This window comes from Kribbella yunnanensis (assembly GCF_039529655.1).
In the GTDB taxonomy this organism is placed as follows: domain Bacteria; phylum Actinomycetota; class Actinomycetes; order Propionibacteriales; family Kribbellaceae; genus Kribbella; species Kribbella yunnanensis.
In genome coordinates this window covers 122,836-144,306 of record NZ_BAAANF010000023.1, presented here as the reverse complement: position 1 = coordinate 144,306, position 21,471 = coordinate 122,836, and the positions used below count along the sequence as shown (strand labels likewise).

Here is a 21,471-nt window from a genome sequence, read left to right as displayed (position 1 = left end):
GCTCACTCAGCCGATTCTGCCACCCGGTCGTAAGCCCCGATCAGCCGCCGGTACGCCGATGGGTTGCTCAGCAGATCGGTGTTGTCAGCGAACTGATCCACCGTCCCGATCGACGGCAACTCCAGCAACGCCGTGTCAGTCACCGTCGCCAGGCAGGCGGCCGCGAACCGGCCGGCGTCGAGTACCAGCGCCGGCCGCTCATGGAACGGCCGCCGCGCCGGATCGATCGGTGGTGTGATCGCCAGCGCGTTGTGCCGCTCACCCAGCAAGCGATACGCGGTCGTCAGCGCCCGCTCCCGGGCCGGATAGTTGTCAGCGGCAAGTACATCAGCCAGCACGCGATCCAGCCCATCCGCATGGCTTAGCTGGGCGAACGCCGTACCCAACCATTTCGAGTACGGCGCGTACACCCGCGACTGGAGTAGCGCCAGCCGCATCAAGTCCCGGGTCAGCCGGGCCGCGAGCACGCGTGAGCCCAGTTCATCACCAACCTCGCTGGTGCGCTGGACGAACGTCTCCTCCTGCCCGATTCGCGACCACTGACACGCCATCGACCAGCGCCAGATCTCGTCGGGGTACCACTGCAGCTGCGCCCGAACCGCGTCGAGCCGCCCGTCGTCGGCGTACACCGGTCCGGCGATGACGCCCAGCAACATCTGCTGCGGCGTGATCAGCCAGTCCGAGGTACCAACTCCAGCCGACGCATCGAATCCGAGGAGATCGGTGAGCCAGGAGCTGATCGTCGTCACCGTGATGTGGTGGATCGGCTCCTGCGTATCCCACCCGAACCGCACCGGATGCCCGTCGTACTCGTCGGGCAGCGCCTTCTCGATCGCGTCGCGCACCGGGGCCGGTTCGTCCACGAACACGTGCAGCCGCGGTCCCCACCCGTGGTCCATCGACCGCTCAGTGTCGTACCCGAGGACATCCGATCCCCACCCGAGCAACCCGGCAGCATGCGGTACGTCGACCACCGGCCGAATCACGTCCTCATAGAACGCCGCGCTGAGCTCCCGAGCCGATCTGAATCCAGTCACCCGACTCATCATTCAAGGTCCGATCGCCGGATGTATAGGCAATTTCCGCCTGCTCAGGCGAACGCCCAGCCGCTCCAGCGATCGACCCGTACGACGATCACCGGTCCCCGCGGCGGATCGTCGGCGTACTGCGGATACTTCGCGACCAGCAACTCGACCGCCTCGTCCTGCACGTGGGCGGTTCCGTCGGCACGGACCCACCACAGTCGGGTCCAGTCGTCATCGTCGTACTCGTCGACCAGCAGCGTGACCGCGGGGTTGGCGGCGATGTTCCGCAGCCGCCGCAGATTCAGCGTGGTCTTTGGCTTCTGGTCGATCGCGATGAAGACCTCGTCACCGGCGACCGCGAACGTGACAGGAACCAGGTGCGGTACGCCGTCCGCCCCGACCGTCGCGAGCCGAGCCACCCGCGCGGCGGCGAACCGAGTACGGCAGGTCGACTCGGGCAGTTTCACTTCTGCAGGCGACGCAGCGCGGCAGCCGGGATCGACCGGGTGACCGGGCCGAGCAGGGACGCGTCGCGCAACGCCGTACGGGCCGCGAGGTGACCGCAGGCACCGTGGACTCCGCCACCTGGGTGGATCGCCGAGCTGCCGAGGTACAGACCGGTGACGAAGGTGCGCGGGCTGCCGAGTCCGATGGTCGGCCGGAAGATCAGCTGCTGTTGAAGCTGCATCGTGCCGCCGCCGAGCGCACCGAACCCCAGCGCCGCGTTCCCCTCCTCGAGAGCACTCGGCCGCTGCAACTCCCGATCGATGATCAGTTCACCGAAGCCCGGCGCGAACCGCTCGATCGCGCGTTCCATCCGCCCGGCCAGCTTCCCGGCAGCCTCATCGTCGGCGATCCCGCGTGGCAGATGCGCATACGCCCAGACCGCCTCGGTACCCGCGGGCGATCGCGACGGATCCGACTTCGTGGTCTGCCCAACGAGCAGGAACGGCTGTGTCGGCACCCGCCCGGTATCCAGGTCGGCCGCCAGATGCACCAGCTCGTCCGCCGTCCCACCGAGATGGACGACCCCGGCCGAGTGTGCCTCGGCGGCCTTCCACGGGACCGGCCCGCTGAGCCGGAAGTTCAGCTTCACGGTCGGGTAGTCCCACTCGAACCGCTCATCCAGATCCCGCCGCAACCCGGCCGGAATACTTGCCCCCGACAACAATACGTCGTACAGCGCAGGTGCCGACGTGTCCGCGATCACCGCCCGCTCGACCGCAACCCGCTCCCCCGAAGCAGTCAGTACGGCGGTCGCCCGCCCACCGCTCACCTCGACGGACGTCACCGGCATCGACGCGGCGAACAACACACCCGCCCGCTCAGCCCGAGCCACCAGCGCACCGGAGAACGCACTCGATCCGCCGACCGCCACCGGATACCCGACGTCCTGCGCGAGCATCGCCAGCAACCAGCCCATCGTCCCGCTGACACTGCCCGACAAGGGCGCGTCGGCGTGCAGCGCATTCCCGGCCAGCAATGCAGCACCGCGCGGACCGGCGAACAACTCCTTGCCCATCCGATGCATCGGCATCGCCATGAACCGCGCGAAGCGCAACAACTCACCGGCCGACCCGAGCTTGCGAACCAACTTGATCGCCGGCGACACCGGCGGCCAGGTCGTGAGCAACGACCTCAGCAGCGGCTCGCGAATGGCGACGTACTGCTGGTACAGCCGCAACCACGCTTCGCCATCACCCGGATGCTCAGCGCCAACCGACTTCGCCGTGTCCTCAGGATCAGGGTGGATCGCCACCGCCGTCCCCTCATCCGCATCCAGCAGATGCGCCAACGGCAACGGCGCATGCCCCCACTTCAACCCGAACCGCTCAAGCTCCAGCGCCCGAATCACCGGCGACGCAACACCCAGCGGATAGTTCGAACTGAACCGGTCGCTCACCCACCCGTCACTGGCCGTAGACCGAACAGCACCCCCAAAGGTGTCCGCAGCCTCCAGCACCAGCACATCCCAACCGGCATCAGCCAGCCCGATCGCGCTCACCAGCCCATTAGGCCCCGAACCGATCACCACAGCATCAACACTGCGCGGCAACATGCCTACGACCTTAACTCGCTCCCCACCGGATACAGGTGATCCCCCACCCCTGCACGTGATCGAGCCGTACATGTGGTGTCGCCCACCCGTGAACGCGGTCGACCAGTCGAGTGCGATTACCCCACCCGCCAGCGAGGTCGACGGCGCAGGCGGTTCGCCCACCCGTGCACGTGATCGAGGCGTGGTCTGGCGTCACCCACCCGAGGACTTGGCCGAACCAGACGCATGTGATCGCCCCACCCACCCCTGCACGTCGTCGATGGCTGCCTACCAGGCGACGGCAGCCGACCTACCCAGCCACAGCCCGGGACCACCCGACCGACAGGACGTAGGTGCCTACGTACACGCCGACTCACGCCGGCCGTCAGCTCCGCTAGCCGCGATTCGGCAGACACCTCCTGTCGGTCGTGCAGCTCTTGCCGATCCGGTTTGGGTCGGGCGGCGCGCCGGGTCGAAGTCCTGCCGTCACCCGGGTTGGGGAGCAAATTGAGCGAGGCAGGGCGACTATTGACCCCAACCTGGCGGTCACGTGTCAGGCGACGGCAGTCACCACCCGACCGACAGGACGTGTGCGCCGAACTGCAGCGGCCGGCGCTCGCGCTGAGCGTGCCGGTATCGCCTGGTACACCTATACGTCCTGTCGTTGCGCAGATTGCGCATCCGGCATCGCTCCCCGGGCGCCAACCCAGCCGTGGCTGTGGGCGGGCAACGCCACTCCTGCCGCTCAACCACACCCGCGGGCGGGGTCGACCGCACTCGCCCCTCAACCGCGGTCGCGGGTGGGGTTAACCGCGGCGCTTGATTTCGGTGGCGAGGGTTTTGAGTTCTTGGGCTCGGCCGATCATGGCGGGGTCGGCCATTCGGCCGTCTGGGAGGACTGTTACGCCGCCTGTGGTGACTCCTGCTTTTTCGACTGCGGTTAGCAGTTCGAGGGCTTCGGTGAGCTGTACGGCGGTTGGGGTGAAGGACTCGACGATTGTCGCGAGTTGCCGCGGGTGGATGGCCATTCGGCCGACGAAGCCGAGGGCTCGGCCTTCGAGGCTTGTGCGGCGGAGGCCGTCGAGGTCGTCGACGCGGGGGTGGACCGACATCATGGGGGCGCCGAGGCCGGCGGCTCGGGATGCTGACACGAGGCGTCCGCGGGCCCAGGCCAGGCCCTCCGGACCGTCTACACCGAGAGAGCTGCGTAGGTCGGCCTCGCCTAGGGCGACCGCGACCACCCGGGGATCAGCCGTGGCGATCTCGAAGGCACGCTCCAAGCCTAGGGGTGACTCGATCAGGGCGGTGATTCTTGCCGACGGCACCTGTTCGAGGACGCGCAGGACGTCTGCGGCGCTCTCCACCTTGGGCACGCGCAAACGGATCTCCGGTACGGCGGCCACCGCGGCCAGGTCGTCCGCAAGCCATGGGGTACCCGGCGCGTTCACCCTCAGCTCTGAGCTCGCCTGATGCGCCGCGACCCACGCGACCGCCCACTCCCGCGCCGAGGCCTTCGCGTCGACCGGTACGGCGTCCTCCAGGTCGAACACGACCAGATCGGGGCCAGCGGCAACGGCCTTCGCGAATCGATCCGGCCGATTGGCCGGCACGTACAACCCTGTCAGCACAACATCCCCCAAGAAACCTAGACCACGCCGGCTGCCCTCAGCGCAGCAAGCTGTTCCGGCGAGACCCCGATCTCGGCCAGCACTTCATCGGTGTTCGCCCCATGCCGCCGCCCCGCCCAGCGAATCGCCCCCGGTGATTCCGACAGCCGGAACAGTACGTTCTGCATCTGTACCGGCCCGCCCAGCTCATCGTCGTCAACGGCAACGATCGTCTCCAGAGCGGCGTACTGCGGATCCGCCATGATCCCCCGGATGTCATGCACCGGACCGACCGCGGCCTCGGCCTTCTCAAAGGCATCCATCACCGCAGAAAGCGGTCGCGCAGCAATCCACGACCCGACAGCCTCATCCAGCTCGTCCGCATGCTCAGCACGCTCACGCCCGGTCGCGAACCACGGCTCGGCGACCAGATCCGGACGCCCCACCAAAGTAAGCACCCGCTCGGCAATGCTCTGCGAGCTCGTCGACACAGCCACCCACCGACCATCCAGGGTCCGGTAGACATTCCGCGGCGCGTTGTTCGACGACCGATTCCCCAGCCGCGGCTGCACGTACCCCGTCTGCTGGTACGCCGTGATCCCGCCACCGAGCATCATCAAAATCGGCTCAATGATCGCCATGTCGATCACCTGACCCGCACCCGACCGATCCCGCTCCCGCAAAGCCACCAGTACGGCGTACGCGGTCGCCAGCGCGGTGATCCCGTCCGCGAGCCCGAACGGCGGCAACGTCGGCGGCCCGTCCGGCTCACCGGTCACCGCGGCGAACCCACTCATTGCCTCGGCCAACGATCCGAACCCAGGCCGACCAGACCAAGGCCCGACCTGACCAAACGCCGTCACCCGCGCGATCACCAACCGCGGATTCGCCGCCAGCAACACATCAGGCCCGAGCCCCCAGCGCTCCAACGTCCCCGGCCGGAAGTTCTCCACCAGTACGTCGTTCCGCCGCACCAACTCGAGGAAGACCTCAGCGCCCGACGACAGGTCAAGGGTCGCGAGCCGCTTGTTCCGGCCGAGCGTCTTGAACCACAACCCGACACCGTCTTTCGACGCACCATGGGTCCGCGCCGCATCCGGTCGCAACGGGTGCTCGATCTTGGTGACGTCCGCCCCGAAGTCACCCAGGAACGTCGCCGCCAGCGGGCCCGCGAACAGCGTCGCCGCCTCCAGCACCTTCACCCCGTCGAGAGGAGCAGGCCTCATCCCGCACACCTGAAACCGATGGTCTCCGACCGGTCGAGTCCGCCACCGGTCAAGACCAGCTTGAAGCTCACTTCCGGTTCCTGCGGTCCACCATCGGCGTACCAATCGGAGCCCTGGGCAACATAGTGCGAGCCGCCCTTCAGGATGCAGAACCGGCTGCGGCCGTCGCGGTGTTCGCTCTCGGTCAGGTTCCACACCAACGGCGAGGCGCGAACGAAACCGTCCAGCCCGGCCGCGACCTGCCACTCGTCCTCGGTCGGCAACCGCCCGCCCCGCCACGCCGCATAGGCCCGCGCATCCGGCAGATCGACGTACGTCACCGGCTGATCGAGAGTCCCGGCCACCGGCGCACCATCAACCCAATGCGCAAGGAACCGGTTCGCGATCATTGGTCGATAGGCAGTTGCAGTCACGAACTCGAAGTACTGCGCGTTCGTCACCTCGGACACCGCCACCGAGATCCCAGGCAAGGAGACCTCGCGCGTCACCGTGCGGATGTCATGCAGGCGAGGCGGCAGCGGCTTCCACTCCTCCACGTACGGCGCCTGGTCGTACAGACCGGTCTCGCGCCGCCGGTGCCGCACGGTCAGCACCTGCGGCCCAGCCGGTACGTCGACCACCGGCCCGATCGACGCCGTACCGGGAACCGCGGAAACGGGCAACCGTTCCGCCGGCCGAAGCGGGAAGGCGGAGTCGGAGACGTGCGGTCGCGGCCGAGTGCCGAGCATGCGCGCGGTCGTCCGGCAACTTGCTCCCGCGGTCGCGCCGACTCGGACGATGCCGGTCACGCCACGACCCGGTACGACGAGGTGCACGCCGTCGTCGTTCGCCGTGATCGGCACGCCGGACGTCACGTCGTACCAGTCACCAACCTGATCCTCCGACCGCAGCACGATGCCCTCGAAGTCGTCCTCGTGCCGGTTGATCAGCGTCCAGAACGTGATGTCCTGCAGGTCGAATCGCGAACCGTAGATGCCGTGCACCCGGGCCTTGTCCGGGATCTCCGGGGTCAGCTGGATCCAGTCGCCGTCGATCAGTACCGGCGCGAACGCGCGCTGGGCGGCGACCATCCGGCGCAGGGTCGCGCGGTCGCGGGCGTTCCAGCCGACCCAGCTGGAGAACACCGATTCCCAGACCAGGATGCCGACGCCGTTGATCCACGCGGACTGCAACTCGGCGCTGTGATCGCGGTTCCAGCGGCGCGTGTGGTGCATCATGTGCCGGCGCTCGAACAGATGCGCCCGCAGCACACCAGGCGCCGGTGTGTCGGCGAACCACTGCGCCCAGGACAACGCGTGGTCGCTGACCCTTGCCATCGGCAACCGCGACTCGCCCTCGAGCGCGATCGCCGGATTGGCTGCCCGCAACGCCCGCGTCAACACCGGGTCGCCTTCCTTCAACGTATCCAGGAAGACCCCGTCGACGGCATAGTCCGTCACGAGCGAAGCGAACTCGTCGGCGTCCGAGCGCGCGGCTCGCCGGGTCCCGACATCCCACGGGTTGTAGTCGAAGAACACCTTCAGCCCGAGCCGGTGCAGGTCGTCGATCAGTTGCCGAAGGCCCGGAACGTCGCGATAGAAGTCGAACTGGTTCCGCGAGTCGATCCCGATCACCGGGTACGCGTGCCACAACACGATCGCGTCGTGTCCGCCGAACTGTTCCACTCCGTGCCGGATGAATTTCTCCGGGGTGAACCGCCCGGTCGACACGTCGTACAGCAGGTCGTCCCAGAGCCAGACGAGCGCCACCGAGTACGCCGTCTGGGTCCACTCCCGGCCCGGAGTTTCGTACTGCGAACCGTCGTACGGCGTCCGGTCGTACGCCCCGATCAGCCACTCGGCCAGCTTGGCGCGCCAGCGCGGCAGATCGGCCGGGTCGTCGGGCGCACCAATGATCTTCGCATCGTCGAGGAAGGACAGGTCGGCCCGGAGCCCCAGATCCACCCGGGCGGGCAGGTCGATGGGCCTCGGTTCGTGCGGACTCACAGATACACCTCCGCATAACGCGCGTCGATCGCATCCCCGTGAGGCACCGAGGCAATAGCTCCCGCGGTTTGAACACTCAGTGAAGCAGCAACGTTAGCGCGTCGGACCGCGTTCGTCAGGTCGCGGGGGGTGATCGGCTCGATCGCTGACCCGGCAGACAAAGTTGCCGCGAGCACCCCGCAGAAGGTGTCCCCCGCGGCGGTGGTGTCGACCACGTCGACCGGTACGCCGGGGACCGTGATCTCGTCGTTGCCGCGGGTCAGGATCACCGCGCCATCCCCGCCAAGCGTGACCACCGCAGCGGGAACGAGCTTCAGCAACGCGCTCCGGTCCGGACCAGCGATCACCTCGGCCTCACTCTCGTTCACCACGAGCAGGTCGATATCGGCGAGTAGCGCACCCGGCAGCTCGGCCGCCGGGGCGGCGTTCAGGATGAAGTACGAGCTGGTCGCCGCAGCCTCCTGGACGGTCTCCATCGGGATCTCCAGCTGGGCGAGCACAATCTTGGCGCCGCCGATGGCATGGGCGGCCTCCGGCGTCAGTGCGAGCTCGCCGTTGGCACCCGGGGCGACCACGATCGAGTTCTCACCACTCTCCTCGACCGTGATGATCGCCGTACCGGTCGGGGCGTCTGAGGTCGTCGCCAGCGACAGGTCGACTCCGGCGCGGGTCAGCGTGTCGCGCAGCAGCGCGCCACCGTCGTCGGCGCCGAGCGACACGACCATGGTCGTCTGCGCGCCGGCTCGCGCGCTGGCAGCGGCCTGGTTGGCACCTTTGCCGCCGGGGCCTCGGGTCAGCACGCCCGCGAGCACGGTCTCACCGGGGCGCGGGATGCGCTGCACCGGGAGTACCAGGTCCACGTTCGCACTGCCCACGACGACAACGTCAGGCTCCACCCCGGGCCACCTCCACAGTCCTGTCCGCCAACTCGTCGAATGCGATTCGGTCCATCCCCGGCAGGCTGGTGGCCAACCGGTTCTTCAGTGGTACAGACCACTCTGCCGGAACTCCCCGGATGGCACCAACTACGGCACCGACCGTCGCACCCACGGAGTCCGTGTCCCACCCTGCCATGACCGAGCGGCCAATCGCGGTCGTGAAGTCGGGCGCCGTGAGCGCATATCCGGTCAGTGCCGAATTGTTCACAGCATGTACCCAGTGCAGACCGCCGTATTCCTCGTGCAGGGCATCGAGTGCGTCGTCCAGCGGGTGATCCCCCAGGGCCAGGCCGAAGCGGACCGCGCGCGAGATCGCACCGTCGACCGGGATCACCTCGAGACCGGCCAGCGCCGCCTCGATCGGCGAGTCGAGCACCATCGCCGCGGCCGACATCGCGGCCACCCACAACGCGCCGTCCACACCCGCCCCGGTATGGCTCAGCCGGGCGTCGACCAGCGCGAGCCGGGCGGCCGCCGTACGGTCGCCTGGGTGCGTCCAGCCGTAGACGTCGGTCCGGATCTGCGCGCCGATCCACTCGCGGAACGGGTTGCCGACCACGGCGGCCCGGGCCGGCTCGACACCGTTCAGAAGATTGCGGTAGGCAACGCGCTCGGCGGTGAAGACGCGGGCGGCCGGGAGATCGCGTAACCAGGTTTGAGCGACATCTTCGGTGGTCAGCGCATCGCCGTACTGCTCGAGCATCCGCAGCGCGAGCAGGGCGAAGTTGAGGTCGTCGTCCTCCGGCATCCCGTCGATGACCTCGCGGAGGCTGGTCGGCGCGGAGGTCCGGTTCCAGGGCCAGCGCCGGAGTACGTCGTCCGGTACGCCGACGGCCGTCACGTACCGGGTCAGCGGCCACTGGCCGGACGACTGGAGGATCTCGCGGATCCCCTCGCGCGGGATCTTCTCGACCGGTTTGCCGAGGAGATTCCCGGCGGCTCGGCCGAGCCAGGCGTTCGCGACGCGATCCGTCGACCCGCCGAGCTGCGGCAGCTCCGGGATCGTGGGCTCGATCCACTCCGGAGTCCGCGCGTCCAGCTCGGCCAGGAGGTCTCGCGCCAAGGCGCGTAGTTCCGAACCGGCCGGCTTGTCGGATGCGCCCGAGACCGGCGCCTCGGTCGCCCCACCAGCTTTGCGCCAGCGGGCCTCGACATCTGCGATCTCGATGCCCTCCGACCTCGACTGAACCAGCTGATGCGGCAGCAGGTCCTCCGGCTGCACCCAGGTCAATCTCATCAGGTCAGATTCTCCAGTACTTCGGCCCGTCGCGCCCACCGACGCGTATCGGCTTCATGCAGCTCGCGAGCCACCGACGCCATCAGGACGCCCGGTCGCACGAGGTCGGTTCGGCTCGCCTCGGCGATCTCGCTCGCCCACTCCTCCGGTACGCCGCTCAGTCCGCCGAGGGCACCCGTGATCGCGCCGGCCATCGACGCGATCGAGTCGGCGTCCCTGCCGTAGTTCGTGCCGCCGAGGACAGCCCGCCGTACGTCGCCCTCGGCAACCATCACGAACCCGAGCGCGACCGGAAGTTCCTCGATCGCCATCGTCCGGCTCGGCCGACGGGCATCCAGGGACTGGTCGCGATAGTCCGGACCGACACTGTCGAAGGGCTCGATCGCCTTGCGTAGCAAGGGAATCGCCGCTTCCCAATCGGTCACACCACTTGCCGCTTCGGCCACGGCCTGGATGGCTTTCCGGGTACCGTCCTTGGCCAGTGCCAGCGTTGCTTCGATCACGGTGGCAGTTGTTGCCCCGGGCACCATCGCGGCCGCGACGGCGGCCGCGAACACGCCCGCCGCTTCCCGACCGTAGCTCGACTGATGTGCACCCGCGATGTCGATCGCCTCGGCATACGCACCCTCGGGATCGCCGGCGTTGGCGATCCCGACCGGCGCCATGTACATCGCGGCACCACAGTTGACGATGTTGCCGACACCGGCCTCGCGTGGGTCGACATGTCCGTAATGCAGCCGGGCGACGAGCCACTTCTCGGCGAGGAAGACGCGCTGCAGCAGCAACGCGTCCGCCTCCAGCTCCGGTACCCAGCGGCGACCGGTGATCATCTTCGGCACCAGCGACTCGGCGATCGCGTACGCATCCAGGTGGGTACGGCGTTCGTCGTACACCTCGACCAGTGCGTGCGTCATCAAGGTGTCGTCGGTGATGTGCCCATCGCCCTTGTGGTACGGCGCAATCGGGCGCGCGGTGCGCCAGTCGTCGTACCAGGGACCGACGATCCCGGTCACCCAGCCGCCGTGCCGCTCCCGGATCGCCGCCGGAGTCCAGCCCTCGACGGCACCGCCGATCGCGTCACCGACGGCGGAACCGACAAGGGCACCTGTCGACTTATCTTCGAGCATCAGCTGTTGACCTGACCCCATCCGTCATTCAGTTTCTTGCCCAGGGCACTCAAATCGGTCTTGTCCGCCAGGTATTCCTGCAGCGCCGGAGTCGCGATCTGATCCTTCCACTTCGGGTAGTTCTCCACGCTCTGGAACGGCGCCTTGGTCAGCTCGGCTCCGCTCGCGAGCGTCTGCTGCCAACCGTCCTTGCCGCCGGTCGTCTTCAGGATCGCGTCCCGCGCCGCCTGCGTGGTCGGGATCAGCCAGTCGCCCTGCCCGACAGCGGCCAGGTTCTCCGCCTTCATGAAGTAGTCGATGAACTGCGCCGCCTGCTTGACGTTCTTGCTCTCCGCCGGAACTGACAGCGTCTGCGGATTGGCGGCCTGCTTGGCGGACGTGCCCTTCAGCGGCGGGAGTACCTCCCACTGGAAGCCCTTGGGGGCTTCGGCAACGATCTGCTGCGCGGCGTAGTTGCCACCGACAACCATCGCGTATTTGCCGGCGTAGAACCCCGGCAGCACATCCGATCCGCTCTGCGTCAGCGAGGTCGGGTCGATCGATTTGTCGGTATAAGCCATCGCGTGGATCCGCTTCGGCACCTCCAGCTCGGCGTCCCCGATCGATGCCTTGGCGTCGCGCCCGGTACCGTCGAAGAACTTACCGTCGAAGTTCATCCCGAGGTTGAGCACGGTCGCCGTCGGGCTCTTCAAACCCCACCCAAGGCCGTACTTCCCACTGGCGGTGAGCTTCTTCGCGTTGGCCGCCAGGTCGTCCCAGCTGAGCGAGTCCCCGGTCGCCGTGATCCCGGCCTGCTTGAGCGCCGCGGTGTTCGCGAAAACGACGTACGACTGCAGGAGCGTCGGAGCGGCGTACACCTTGCCGTCGCTGGAGACGGTGTCCCAAACCCCTTGCGGCACGGCGTCCTTGGTCGCCTGACTCAGGTACGGCGAGAGGTCCGCGAGGTAGCCCTGATTGATGAACCCGGTGATGTCGGCGGACTCGTCGTGGATGATGTCCGGCGCGGTCCCGCCCTGGAACTGGGTCACGAGCTGATCGTGCACCGAGTCCCAGCTGCCCTGGACGTACTCGACCTGGATGTTCGGGTTGGCGGCGTTCCAGTCCGCGACGATCTTCTTGGTCGCGGCGACCGTGGTCTTCTGGAAGGCGAGACTCTGGAACTTCAGCGTCACCTTCTCGTTCGAGTCACCGCCATCGCCGCTGTCGCTGTTGCCGCCACAAGCCGCAAGCGCCACCAGAGCGGTTGCCGCGAGCAACGTGGTTACTACTTTCCTCATCTGTTTCTCCTCAGGGGAATCGTCAGCCCTTGACCGCACCGCTCATCAGGCCGGAGGTCAACCGGCGCTGCAGGAAGGCGAAGAAGACCAGGCTGGGCACCGTCGCCAGCACCGACGCGGCGGCAAGCGGGCCGAACTGCACCTGTCCCTCGGCGCCGACGAAGCGGGCGAGGACCAGCGGCAGGGTTTTGAGCTCCGGGTCCTGCAACAGGACCAGAGCGAAGAAGAACTCGTTCCACGCCGAGATGAACGTGAACATGGCGGTCGCGATCAGACCTGGCCGCAGCAGCGGCATCACGATCGCGATGATGGTCCGGATCCGGCTCGCGCCGTCCACCGAGGCCGCTTCTTCCAGCTCGCGCGGGACAGCGGCGACGTACCCCTGGAGCATCCACAGCGCGAACGGCAGGGACCAGACCAGGTAGACCAGCACCACACCGGGGATCGTGTTCGTGAGATGCAGCGGTCGCAGGATCATGAAGAGCGGGATCACGATCAGGATCACCGGGAACACCTGGCTGACCAGGATCCAGCCGTTGGTGATCGGCCGGAGCCGGCTGCGGAACCGGGCCAGCGCATAGGACACCGGGAGCGCGACGATCAGCACCAGGATGGTGGTCAGGATCGAGATCTGCAGGCTGTTGCCGAGCGATCGGACCAGGCCTTGCTCCTCAAGAGCGTTGGTGTAGTTCGAGAAGTCGATGTTCTTCGGGAGCAGGGTCGGGGTGATCGCCGCGAACTCGCGCGGCGACTTCAGCGAGCTGGAGATCAACCACAGCAGGGGGAACGCGAGAAACACCAGGTACGCGAGTACGGCGACGTACTGGAGGACTCGGGCGAACGGTCGCGTCCTCATGCTTGGCTCCGGAGGCGGTTGCGCAGGTAGAAGGCGAGGAACACGATGATCACCACGACCATCACGTCACCCATCGCCGCGGCCATACCGAAGTTCCCGTAGCGGAACGCCTCGTTGTAGGCGAACAGCATCGGCAGCATGGTCTTGCCGCCCGGCCCGCCGGCGGTGAGCACGTAGACGAGGCCGAACGAGTTGAAGTTCCAGATCAGGTCCAGGCTGGTGATCGCGACGATGACGGTCTTGAGCTGCGGCAGCGTGATGTGCCGGAACTGGTGCCAGGTGCTGGCACCGTCGACCGCGGCCGCCTCGTAGAGAGAGCGGTCTATCCCTTGTAGCCCGGCCAGCAGAGTCACGGTCGTCATCGGCATCCCGACCCAGATTCCGACCACGATCACCGCCGGGAGCGCCGTACTGAAGTCGCCGAGGAAGTTGATCGGGTGATCGGTGAGGTGCAGGTCCTGGAGGATCTTGTTCACGGGGCCGTTGGTCGGGTGCAGCAACAGCCGCCACATGATCGCGACCACGACCGGCGGCATCGCCCAGGGGATCAGCGCGAGCGTCCGGGCGACGCCGCGGAACCTCAGGTTGGTGTTCAGGAGCAACGCGAGCCCGAGTGCGGCGACGAACTGCAGGATCGTCACCGAGAGAGTCCAGATCACGCCGATCCGGAACGACTCCCAGAACAGGTCGTTGTGCAGCAGTTTCCCGAAGTTGCCGAAGCCGATGAAGTCGGTGTCGACGCGGAGCCCGGCGCGGGCGTTGGTGAACCCGAGAGCGATTCCCCGGATCAGCGGGTAGACGCTCAGCAGCAGAACCGGCAGCAGCGCGGGCAGGAAGAGGAAGATCGCCTCCCTGTTCTGCTTCGGTCTCGTGACCGTGGTTGTGCTCACGTCGACCGCCGAACGCTCAGCGAAGGGTGCACGATGATCCGCTTCGGGGAGCGCTCTCCGTCCTCGATCCGAGCCAGCAGTAACTCAGCCGCCCGCCGACCACGCTCAGCCGACCCCAGATTCACACTCGTCAACGGCGGGAAGCACTGCTCAGCCAACTCGCTGTCATCCATCCCCACCAAAGCAACATCCCCCGGTACGTCGAGCCCGGCGGCAGCCAGCTCGTGCATCAGCCCCACGGCCAGCAGGTCGTTGGCCGCAATCACCGCGTCAAACGCCGGCCGAGCAGCCGCCGCACCGCGGTCGGCCCTGGCCGCCACCTCGTGAGCGACAGTCCCGCGCCCCAACTCCAGCAGCGCCCGCCCACCCTCGCGTCCTGCTGCGAAGGTGAAGTCCTCCGCCTCCACCTGCGCAACTGCCTGCAGCTTGTGTGCTCGCAGCGCGTCTGCGAAACCTTTCGCGCGCGCCTCGCCGGGAACCGTGTCGGCCGGGCCGTTCAGGAAGGCGATTCGGCGCCGACCCCGCGACACCAGGTGTTCGACCGCCAGCGCCATGCCCTTCGGCGAGTTGGCGCGCACGGTGTCGACCCCGGCCTTCGCCGGGACGTTACCGGCGACGACCACCGGTACGTCGCACTCCTGGATCGACTTGATCAGGTCGTCGTCGACCCGCAGCGGGCTGATCACCAGACCGTCGGCGTACCCACGCGCCATCCCGCGCACCAACGCGACCTCGTCGACGATCTCCGGCCCGGTCGTCGTCACGACCAACCGATAGCCCGCCGCCGAGACGACCTCCTCGACGGCTCGCATCATCGTGACGTAGACGGGGTTACCGACGTCCGCCACCGCCAGGGTCAGCTGGAACGTCCGCCCCACCTTGAGCGACCGGGCCCGCGCGTCCGGGACATACCCGAGCTCGTCGACAGCCCGCCGTACTCGCTCGGCCATCTCCTCGGTCGCCGGCAAGCCGTTCAGCACCCGGGACACCGACGCCACCGAAACCCCGGCCGCCCGAGCGACCGCGGCAATCGTAGGACGGCTCACCAGGGACTCCTGTAATCGTTCTTGTAATCGTTTACAGGCCGACCATAAAGCGCCGCGGCGACGCCGTCAACAGCTCACATGCTGGGATCGCCACCTCACGGAGCGAAACCCGACTAACCTCATCGACTTAGTACCTCTTGCCCACCGCCCGGGAGACGCGATGACCGACCGACCACCGCCCTCGCCGCGCAAGGTCGCGATCGCGGCCTGCGTCGGCGCGACCATCGAGTGGTACGACTTCTTCCTGTACGGCACCGCCGCCGGACTCGTCTTCAACAAACTGTTCTTCACCGGACTGAGCGGTTCGGCCGCCACCTTCGCGTCGTTCGCGACCTTCGCGGTCGGGTTCCTGGCCCGGCCGATCGGTGGGCTGGTGTTCGGGCACTTCGGCGATCGGATCGGCCGCAAGCAGATGTTGCTGCTGACGCTGGTGATCATGGGCGTCGGCACCACCCTGATCGGCGTCCTGCCGAGCTACGACAGCATCGGCGTCTGGGCCCCGATCCTGCTGGTGGTGCTGCGGATCCTGCAAGGCATCGGCGTCGGCGGCGAGTACGGCGGCGCGGTCCTGCTCGCGGTCGAGTACGCGCCACCCGGCCGGCGCGGATTCTTCGGCAGCTTCGCGCATATCGGCGTACCGGCGGGGTTGTTCCTGGCATCGGCCGCATTCTCGCTGGTCGGTCTGCTGCCCGAGGACGCGTTCCTGGCCTGGGGCTGGCGGATCTGCTTCCTGGTCAGCGCCGGATTGCTTGCCATCGGCGCCTATATCCGGTTGTCGGTGCTCGAAACTCCGGCGTTCGCGAAGGTGCGCGAACGCAAGGAGGTGTCGAGTGTCCCGCTGGTCGACCTGCTGAAGCAGCACCCGCGCTCACTGCTGCTCGGGATGGGCACGCGCTACATCGAGGGCTTCACCTTCAACCTGTTCTCGGTCTACCTGCTCTCGTACGTCGCCAACGATCTGAAGCTGCCTCGCAGTTATGCACTCAACGGCATCGTGGTCGGCGCGTTGATCGGCGTCGCGCTGATCCCGATCGCGGGAGCGCTCTCTGACCGCGTCGGCCGCAAACCCGTGTACCGGGCCGGGACCTGGGCCGCGTTGCTGTTCGCGTTCCCGGCGGCAGCGCTCGTCCAGCACGGTACGTCGGTCACCGTGTTCATCGCGCTCGCGGTCGGCGTCGGCGTACTGGACGGGGTGATCTACGGACCGCTCGCGGCGTTCTGGGCCGAGCTGTTCAGCACTCGGGTCCGGTACACGGCGCTGGGAGCGCTCTATCAGCTCTCCGGGATCGTCGCGTCCGGGCTGACGCCGTTGATCGCGGCCTGGCTGGTGAGCCTCGGCGACGGCGATCTGTGGTGGCTGGCGACGTACAACGTGCTGATCGCGATCGTCAGCCTGCTCTCCGCGAGAGCGCTCCCCGAGACTCTCGGCCGTTCTCTCGACTCCGACAACCGCGCACTGGATGGAGCAGTTCGATGACTCTCACCTTCCACTGGTTCCTGCCGACCTCGGGCGACTCGCGCAACATCGTCGGCGGTGGGCACGGGGCGGACGTCGTACACCGGGATCGTCGGGTGACGACGCGGTACCTGCGGCAGATCGTCACGGCGGCCGAGGATCTCGGGTTCGTCGGCGCACTGACACCGACTGGGCTGTGGTGTGACGACGCGTGGTTGTCGACGGCATCGTTGCTCGACTCGACCGATCGGCTGAAATTCCTGGTCGCGTTCCGGCCGGGGCTGCTCTCCCCCACTCTTGCTGCGCAGATGGCGACGACGTTCCAGAACCAGTCCGGTGGGCGGCTGCTGCTCAATGTGGTGACGGGTGGTGAGCCGACCGAGCAGAAGGCGTTCGGCGACTTCCTCAGTAAGGACGAGCGCTATGCGCGGACGGACGAGTTCCTGGCGATCGTGCGCAAGCTGTGGGAGCACGGCGACCCGTTTGACTATGCAGGCAAGCATTTGCGAGTCGAGCAGGCACGACTGGTATCAGTCCCCGACCCGACGCCACCCATCTACTTCGGCGGTTCGTCCGCGGCTGCGGGACCAGTGGCTGCCGCCCACAGCGACGTCTACCTGACCTGGGGCGAACCACCGGCCGCCGTCGCGGAGAAGCTCACCTGGATCCGCAAGCTCGCCGCGGATGCCGGTCGGACAGTCCGCTTCGGTATCCGCCTGCACGTCATCACACGCGACACCTCCGAAGACGCGTGGCGCGAGGCGCGGCGGTTGCTCGACGCTCTGCCGCCGGAGACGATCGCCCGCGTCCAGGAAGGCCTGCGCCGCAGCGAATCCGAGGGGCAGAAGCGCATGCTCGCCCTGCACGAAGGCCGCCCCGAAGACCTCGAGATCTACCCGAACCTCTGGGCCGGCGTCGGCCTCGCCCGCGGCGGCGCCGGTACGGCGCTCGTCGGCAGCCACCGCGAAGTCGCCGACCGCATCAAGGAGTACGCCGACCTAGGCATCGACGAATTCATCCTCTCCGGCTACCCCCACCTGGAAGAGGCCTACTGGTTCGGCGAATCAGTCCTCCCCCTCCTGGCCCGCGAAAACCGCTGGCACCACCCCGCGGGAGACCGGTCGACCCGCCAGAACGCCGTACCGTTTGCGACTTAGTCGTCGTCTTCGTCGGCGCCGGGGCGTTCGGCCCAGGGGGTTTCCTTGGCGGGGCGGACGACGATGAGTTTGTCGCCGGCGGCCAGGACGGAGACGTTGGCGTCGTAGTAGCGGTGGACCTTGCCGTCGCGGACGACCGAGACGACGCGGTCGGGCAATGCGGACGGCGGCTTGCCGACCTCGCGGCCGAGGACCGGGCGTTCGGCGACCTCGAGGCCCTCGCCGTACGTGAGCAGGTCCTCCATCACCTCGCCGAGGTTCGGGCTGACCGCGGACAGACCGAGCAGGCGACCGACTGCCTCGGACGAGGTGACGACCGCGTCGGCGCCGCTCTGGCGCAGCAGCGGGACGTTGTCCTCCTCGCGGACCGCGACCACGATGTGTGCGGTCGGGTTCAGCTGCCGTACGGCGAGGGTGACCAGTACCGCGGAGTCGTCGCGGTCCGTGGTCACGATCACCTCGCGGGCCGTCATCACCTCGGCCCGGCGCAGCACCGTGCGGTTCGTGGCGTCGCCGTGGAACGCGGCCATCTGGTCGTTGCCCGCGTCACCGACCGCCTGCGCGCGCGGGTCGATCACGACGATGGCATCGCGTTTGACCCCGTTGCTGAGCAGGGTTTGCACCGCTGCCCGTCCCTTGGTGCCGTAGCCGACGACAACGACGTGGTCCTTCATGCGCTTCCTCCATCGGGTGTCGCGCATGATGCGGCGACCTTCGTTGGCCAGGACTTCCAGTGTCGTGCCGACCAGTACCACCAGGAAGGAGATCCGCAGCGGCGTGACCACGAAGGCGTTCACCAGCCGGGCCGTCGGCGTCACCGGGGTGATGTCGCCGTACCCGGTGGTGGTGAGGGTGACGGTGGCGTAGTAGATGCTGTCGATCAGGTTGACAGAGCCGTCGTAACTGTCCTTGTAGCCGTCACGGTCGACCACCACGATCAGCACCATCAACGTCAGCAGCCCGAGCGCGATCAGCAATCGGCTGAAGAGCTGAAAGAGCGGCGAGCGTGTGCTCGCGGGCAGGTTGACCAGTAGGCCGTGCGGATTGCGACCGGGCAGGGATGGCACGGGATCGACCATATTGCACCGACGGCCGATCCACTGCATGCGACAGGCTTTCGGGCGACAGCGCGACGGTGACAGTCAGGTTGTCGCCGTCGTTGACGACCCTGGTTCGCATCCGCAGTCCTTCGATCGTGCGCAGCATCGCCGCGTTCTCCGGCTGCACCACGCAGACCGCTCGATCGGCGCCGAGATCCCGCGCCGCGCCGATCAACTGCCGCAACAGCTGGGCTCCCAGACCACGACCCTGCCATCCGTCCTCGACCAGTACGGCGACCTCCATCGTCGTACCGCCGAGCTCCTCCCACGGCGCAGCCGTCGCCATCCCGACCACGGCGTCACCGACCCCCGCGATGATCGAGACACCACCGGCCGGGGCCGACAAGTGCCTCGCCGTACGAGTGGTCAGCCTCGGCATCGGCACGTGATAGCGCCGGGTGCGGCTCTCGTGCGAGCACCGCTCGTGCATCGCTACTACAGCTTCGGCGTCCTCGACGGATGCGCGACGCAACTCCGGTACGCCGCTCCCCGGCCGCGGGCCGTCGACCACCGGCTCCTGCAACCGCTCGGCCAGCCGGCCCGCGATCTCGACCAGGACATCGGCCCGGGCCCACTCGGCCGGCGTGTATTCGCCGAACCCCTGCAGCGCGCCGAGCTCGTCGTCTACCGACAGCGGGTCCTCGACGAGCCGCAGTACGGCGCGCAGGTACCGCGTCGGGGCATCACTCAGTACGTCGGCCTGACACGGCTGCACCGTGGTTCGAACGCAGCCCGCCTCGGCGACCAGTGCGGTCAGGTCCTCGGCGGACCAGCCCACTCCGGTGGACACGACCAGCTCGTCGACAGCACCGGTTTCGGCGGTGAAGACTTCCAGGCTCAGGATGTTGATGTCGTCCGCACCACACCGTGCAGCGAGTTCGGCCAAGGCACCGGGCCGGTCGGCGAGTTCGGTCCTGATCTTCCAGAGCATGCGGACGCCCTCCCTCGTGGAGCTTCGTCCTTCTACTCTGCGGTCGGCCTGTTGCCTCGCCGGGTCGCGAATGTTACGCCCGCGTCAACCTTCCGCGTGACTCCTTGCCTCTACTTGCGGCGGATCAGCTTCGGCAGCCGGGCGCCGATCCGCGGCCGGCGGGCCGCGCGAGCGGCGGCCAACTGCTCGGCCGACTCCCGCTTGTCCAGGTCCGCGTGCCGCAGCAACTCCGGATAGGTCGCCTGCGGCACCGACGGGTACGTCGTCACGATCGCGTCGCCGGAGAAGACGAAGAAGATCGACTGGCCGTCCTTGATCACCTTCAGCAGTGACCCCTCGCGCACGGTCAGCGCGTGCTCGAGCGCCTTCTTGCGGGCGGTCCGCCGGGCCACCGCCGCCTGAACCGCCTGCTGGGCCGGTTCGCGGCCGTGCTTGACCGCTTCGGCGACGAGCGGTCCGTAGCGCACGCCGTACTTGATCAAGTTCTTGGCCAATTGGCCTCGCCCAGCCACCATGTGTCGAGCCTACTGGTCACGTGGTGGCCTCCACATGCGTCAGCAGGCGGCGGAGGAGGTCGTTGAGGGTCTCGCGGTCCTCGGCGGGGAGTGCGCCGGCGAACATCTGCTGGTGGATCTCGACCATCTGGTCGGCGAACCGGTGGTGCAGCACCTTCCCCTTGCCGGTCAGGTCGACCTGGATCTGGGCGCGATTCCCCGGCTGGACCGTCCGGGTCAGGTAGCCGCCGGCCTCCAGCCGGCCGAGGCGGGCGGTCATGCTGCCCGCGGTGATGTGGAAGATCCGGGCCAGCTGGCTCGGCGTCCTCTCCGGAGCCTCGAGATGAGCCAGCCGCAGGATCACCTCACAGTCGGCCAGCGACAGGCCCGCCTCCGCGGCGACCGCCCGCTGCCACTCCCGATGCAGACGCGCGAGCTCGACGATCCGGTAGAGCGCGGCCTCGATCACCCGATCGGCCGCATCGTGCCCGGCCAGGTGGTGATCGAGCTCGACCTCGACGGAATCCGCCACGATCCCTCCTTGACAATCATAGACTTTGAGAGTCAAACTCTTGGACAAGCAAAGTGTATGCCAAGCGTGAGGAGTAGTCGAATGCCCGGACCGATGAGCAGCGCCGGCCGCGAGGCCTTCCTGGCCGCGTCCCATGTCGCGATCCTGTCGATCGCCCAGCCGCACGGGCGGCCGCCGCTGGCGTCGCCGGTTTTCTACCACTACGAGCCCGGTGGCGAGCTGACCTTCTTCACCAACACCCTCGGCCGCAAGACCCGGAAGGCCGATCTGCTCGCCACCGCGAATGCGCTGTCGGTGACCGTGCAGACCGAGGAGATGCCGTACAAGTACGTCACCATCGAAGGCGCGGTCGTGAAGTCGGGCCCGGCCACTCCGGACGAGATGGAGAAGATCGCCGAGCGGTACATGCCGGCCGAGTACGCGCAGGGTTTCGTGCAGAACGAGTTCGCCCATCCCGAGTCCGCACCCGTGCTCTACACAGTCGAGCCGAAGCGGTGGTTCAGTAGCGATCTATCTGACGAGCCTGCTTGAGATGCGAGGGCTTCCGGC

Annotated in this window: 20 protein-coding genes; 3 read left to right on the top strand and 17 right to left on the bottom strand. The window is 67.7% G+C overall.

The window, feature by feature from the left end:
• Positions 1–2 precede the first annotated feature (2 nt).
• From ABD231_RS35075 to ABD231_RS35015, 13 genes are all read right to left on the bottom strand, one after another.
• Positions 3–1,037, bottom strand: coding sequence for a DUF4037 domain-containing protein (locus ABD231_RS35075; RefSeq protein ID WP_344162137.1), 1,035 nt, complete (start codon positions 1,035–1,037; stop codon positions 3–5).
• A 53-nt stretch (positions 1,038–1,090) separates the two neighbouring features.
• Positions 1,091–1,492 carry a TIGR03668 family PPOX class F420-dependent oxidoreductase gene (locus ABD231_RS35070; RefSeq protein WP_344162134.1) on the bottom strand — a complete coding sequence of 134 codons (402 nt, stop codon included), beginning with the start codon at positions 1,490–1,492 and terminating at the stop codon, positions 1,091–1,093.
• Positions 1,489–3,084: a phytoene desaturase family protein gene (locus ABD231_RS35065; protein WP_344162132.1), complete on the bottom strand. Its 1,596-nt coding sequence runs from the start codon at positions 3,082–3,084 to the stop codon at positions 1,489–1,491. Before ABD231_RS35065 ends, ABD231_RS35070 begins: the two co-directional genes overlap by 4 nt.
• Positions 3,085–3,869: 785 nt before the next feature.
• Positions 3,870–4,691, bottom strand: a complete 822-nt coding sequence (locus ABD231_RS35060) for an HpcH/HpaI aldolase/citrate lyase family protein (RefSeq protein WP_344162129.1) — start codon at positions 4,689–4,691, stop codon at positions 3,870–3,872.
• A gap of 17 nt (positions 4,692–4,708) precedes the next feature.
• A complete protein-coding gene (locus ABD231_RS35055; protein WP_344162125.1) occupies positions 4,709–5,896 on the bottom strand; it encodes a CaiB/BaiF CoA transferase family protein in 1,188 nt (395 codons plus the stop codon).
• Entirely contained in the window at positions 5,893–7,881 is a 1,989-nt protein-coding gene (locus ABD231_RS35050; protein ID WP_344162121.1) for an SUMF1/EgtB/PvdO family nonheme iron enzyme, read from the bottom strand. The genes ABD231_RS35055 and ABD231_RS35050 overlap by 4 nt, the downstream gene beginning before the upstream one ends.
• Positions 7,878–8,777, bottom strand: a complete 900-nt coding sequence (locus tag ABD231_RS35045; RefSeq protein ID WP_344162118.1) for a ribokinase — start codon at positions 8,775–8,777, stop codon at positions 7,878–7,880. Before ABD231_RS35045 ends, ABD231_RS35050 begins: the two co-directional genes overlap by 4 nt.
• On the bottom strand, positions 8,767–10,056 hold the full coding sequence (locus tag ABD231_RS35040) for an ADP-ribosylglycohydrolase family protein (protein WP_344162115.1): 1,290 nt from the start codon (positions 10,054–10,056) through the stop codon (positions 8,767–8,769). The genes ABD231_RS35045 and ABD231_RS35040 overlap by 11 nt, the downstream gene beginning before the upstream one ends.
• Positions 10,056–11,183 (bottom strand): ADP-ribosylglycohydrolase family protein, encoded by a 1,128-nt coding sequence (locus tag ABD231_RS35035; RefSeq protein WP_344162112.1) that lies wholly within the window; start codon positions 11,181–11,183, stop codon positions 10,056–10,058. Before ABD231_RS35035 ends, ABD231_RS35040 begins: the two co-directional genes overlap by 1 nt.
• Positions 11,183–12,460 (bottom strand): ABC transporter substrate-binding protein, encoded by a 1,278-nt coding sequence (locus ABD231_RS35030; RefSeq protein WP_344162109.1) that lies wholly within the window; start codon positions 12,458–12,460, stop codon positions 11,183–11,185. The genes ABD231_RS35035 and ABD231_RS35030 overlap by 1 nt, the downstream gene beginning before the upstream one ends.
• 22 nt (positions 12,461–12,482) lie before the next feature.
• Positions 12,483–13,316, bottom strand: coding sequence for a carbohydrate ABC transporter permease (locus ABD231_RS35025; RefSeq protein ID WP_344162106.1), 834 nt, complete (start codon positions 13,314–13,316; stop codon positions 12,483–12,485).
• On the bottom strand, positions 13,313–14,206 hold the full coding sequence (locus tag ABD231_RS35020) for a carbohydrate ABC transporter permease (protein WP_344162103.1): 894 nt from the start codon (positions 14,204–14,206) through the stop codon (positions 13,313–13,315). The genes ABD231_RS35025 and ABD231_RS35020 overlap by 4 nt, the downstream gene beginning before the upstream one ends.
• The gene (locus ABD231_RS35015; RefSeq protein WP_344162100.1) at positions 14,203–15,252 is read right to left on the bottom strand and encodes a LacI family DNA-binding transcriptional regulator; all 1,050 of its coding nucleotides are present in this window, start codon (positions 15,250–15,252) and stop codon (positions 14,203–14,205) included. The genes ABD231_RS35020 and ABD231_RS35015 overlap by 4 nt, the downstream gene beginning before the upstream one ends.
• 160 nt (positions 15,253–15,412) lie before the next feature.
• On the opposite strand from ABD231_RS35015, the gene ABD231_RS35010 reads away from it, so the two are divergent.
• Both ABD231_RS35010 and ABD231_RS35005 read left to right on the top strand, forming a co-directional pair.
• Positions 15,413–16,729 carry an MFS transporter gene (locus ABD231_RS35010; RefSeq protein ID WP_344162097.1) on the top strand — a complete coding sequence of 439 codons (1,317 nt, stop codon included), beginning with the start codon at positions 15,413–15,415 and terminating at the stop codon, positions 16,727–16,729.
• Positions 16,726–17,865 carry an LLM class flavin-dependent oxidoreductase gene (locus ABD231_RS35005; protein WP_344162094.1) on the top strand — a complete coding sequence of 380 codons (1,140 nt, stop codon included), beginning with the start codon at positions 16,726–16,728 and terminating at the stop codon, positions 17,863–17,865. Before ABD231_RS35010 ends, ABD231_RS35005 begins: the two co-directional genes overlap by 4 nt.
• Here ABD231_RS35005 and ABD231_RS35000 read toward each other — a convergent pair.
• From ABD231_RS35000 to ABD231_RS34985, 4 genes are all read right to left on the bottom strand, one after another.
• Positions 17,862–18,812 (bottom strand): potassium channel family protein, encoded by a 951-nt coding sequence (locus ABD231_RS35000; RefSeq protein WP_380158394.1) that lies wholly within the window; start codon positions 18,810–18,812, stop codon positions 17,862–17,864. The genes ABD231_RS35005 and ABD231_RS35000 overlap by 4 nt on opposite strands.
• A complete protein-coding gene (locus ABD231_RS34995) occupies positions 18,784–19,896 on the bottom strand; it encodes a GNAT family N-acetyltransferase (RefSeq protein WP_344162088.1) in 1,113 nt (370 codons plus the stop codon). The genes ABD231_RS35000 and ABD231_RS34995 overlap by 29 nt, the downstream gene beginning before the upstream one ends.
• 110 nt (positions 19,897–20,006) lie before the next feature.
• Entirely contained in the window at positions 20,007–20,411 is a 405-nt protein-coding gene (locus ABD231_RS34990) for a hypothetical protein (protein WP_344162085.1), read from the bottom strand.
• A 16-nt stretch (positions 20,412–20,427) separates the two neighbouring features.
• On the bottom strand, positions 20,428–20,922 hold the full coding sequence (locus ABD231_RS34985; protein WP_344162082.1) for a MarR family winged helix-turn-helix transcriptional regulator: 495 nt from the start codon (positions 20,920–20,922) through the stop codon (positions 20,428–20,430).
• Between the two features lie 81 nt (positions 20,923–21,003).
• Here ABD231_RS34985 and ABD231_RS34980 point away from each other — a divergent pair, with 81 nt between their 5' ends.
• Positions 21,004–21,453, top strand: coding sequence for a pyridoxamine 5'-phosphate oxidase family protein (locus ABD231_RS34980; protein ID WP_344162079.1), 450 nt, complete (start codon positions 21,004–21,006; stop codon positions 21,451–21,453).
• Positions 21,454–21,471: the final 18 nt, after the last annotated feature.

Excerpts from the sequence above, each read along its gene's own strand:
- ABD231_RS35010 (WP_344162097.1), top strand. The coding sequence starts at position 15,413 with ATGACCGACCGACCACCGCCCTCGCCGCGCAAGGTCGCGATCGCGGCC.
- ABD231_RS34990 (WP_344162085.1), bottom strand. The coding sequence starts at position 20,411 with ATGGTGGCTGGGCGAGGCCAATTGGCCAAGAACTTGATCAAGTACGGC.
- ABD231_RS34980 (WP_344162079.1), top strand. The coding sequence starts at position 21,004 with ATGCCCGGACCGATGAGCAGCGCCGGCCGCGAGGCCTTCCTGGCCGCG.
- ABD231_RS35030 (WP_344162109.1), bottom strand. The coding sequence starts at position 12,460 with ATGAGGAAAGTAGTAACCACGTTGCTCGCGGCAACCGCTCTGGTGGCG.
- ABD231_RS35005 (WP_344162094.1), top strand. The coding sequence starts at position 16,726 with ATGACTCTCACCTTCCACTGGTTCCTGCCGACCTCGGGCGACTCGCGC.
- ABD231_RS35055 (WP_344162125.1), bottom strand. The coding sequence starts at position 5,896 with ATGAGGCCTGCTCCTCTCGACGGGGTGAAGGTGCTGGAGGCGGCGACG.
- ABD231_RS35040 (WP_344162115.1), bottom strand. The coding sequence starts at position 10,056 with ATGAGATTGACCTGGGTGCAGCCGGAGGACCTGCTGCCGCATCAGCTG.
- ABD231_RS34995 (WP_344162088.1), bottom strand. The coding sequence starts at position 19,896 with ATGCTCTGGAAGATCAGGACCGAACTCGCCGACCGGCCCGGTGCCTTG.
- ABD231_RS35025 (WP_344162106.1), bottom strand. The coding sequence starts at position 13,316 with ATGAGGACGCGACCGTTCGCCCGAGTCCTCCAGTACGTCGCCGTACTC.
- ABD231_RS35065 (WP_344162132.1), bottom strand. The coding sequence starts at position 3,084 with ATGTTGCCGCGCAGTGTTGATGCTGTGGTGATCGGTTCGGGGCCTAAT.
- ABD231_RS35000 (WP_380158394.1), bottom strand. The coding sequence starts at position 18,812 with ATGGTGCTGATCGTGGTGGTCGACCGTGACGGCTACAAGGACAGTTAC.
- ABD231_RS35035 (WP_344162112.1), bottom strand. The coding sequence starts at position 11,183 with ATGCTCGAAGATAAGTCGACAGGTGCCCTTGTCGGTTCCGCCGTCGGT.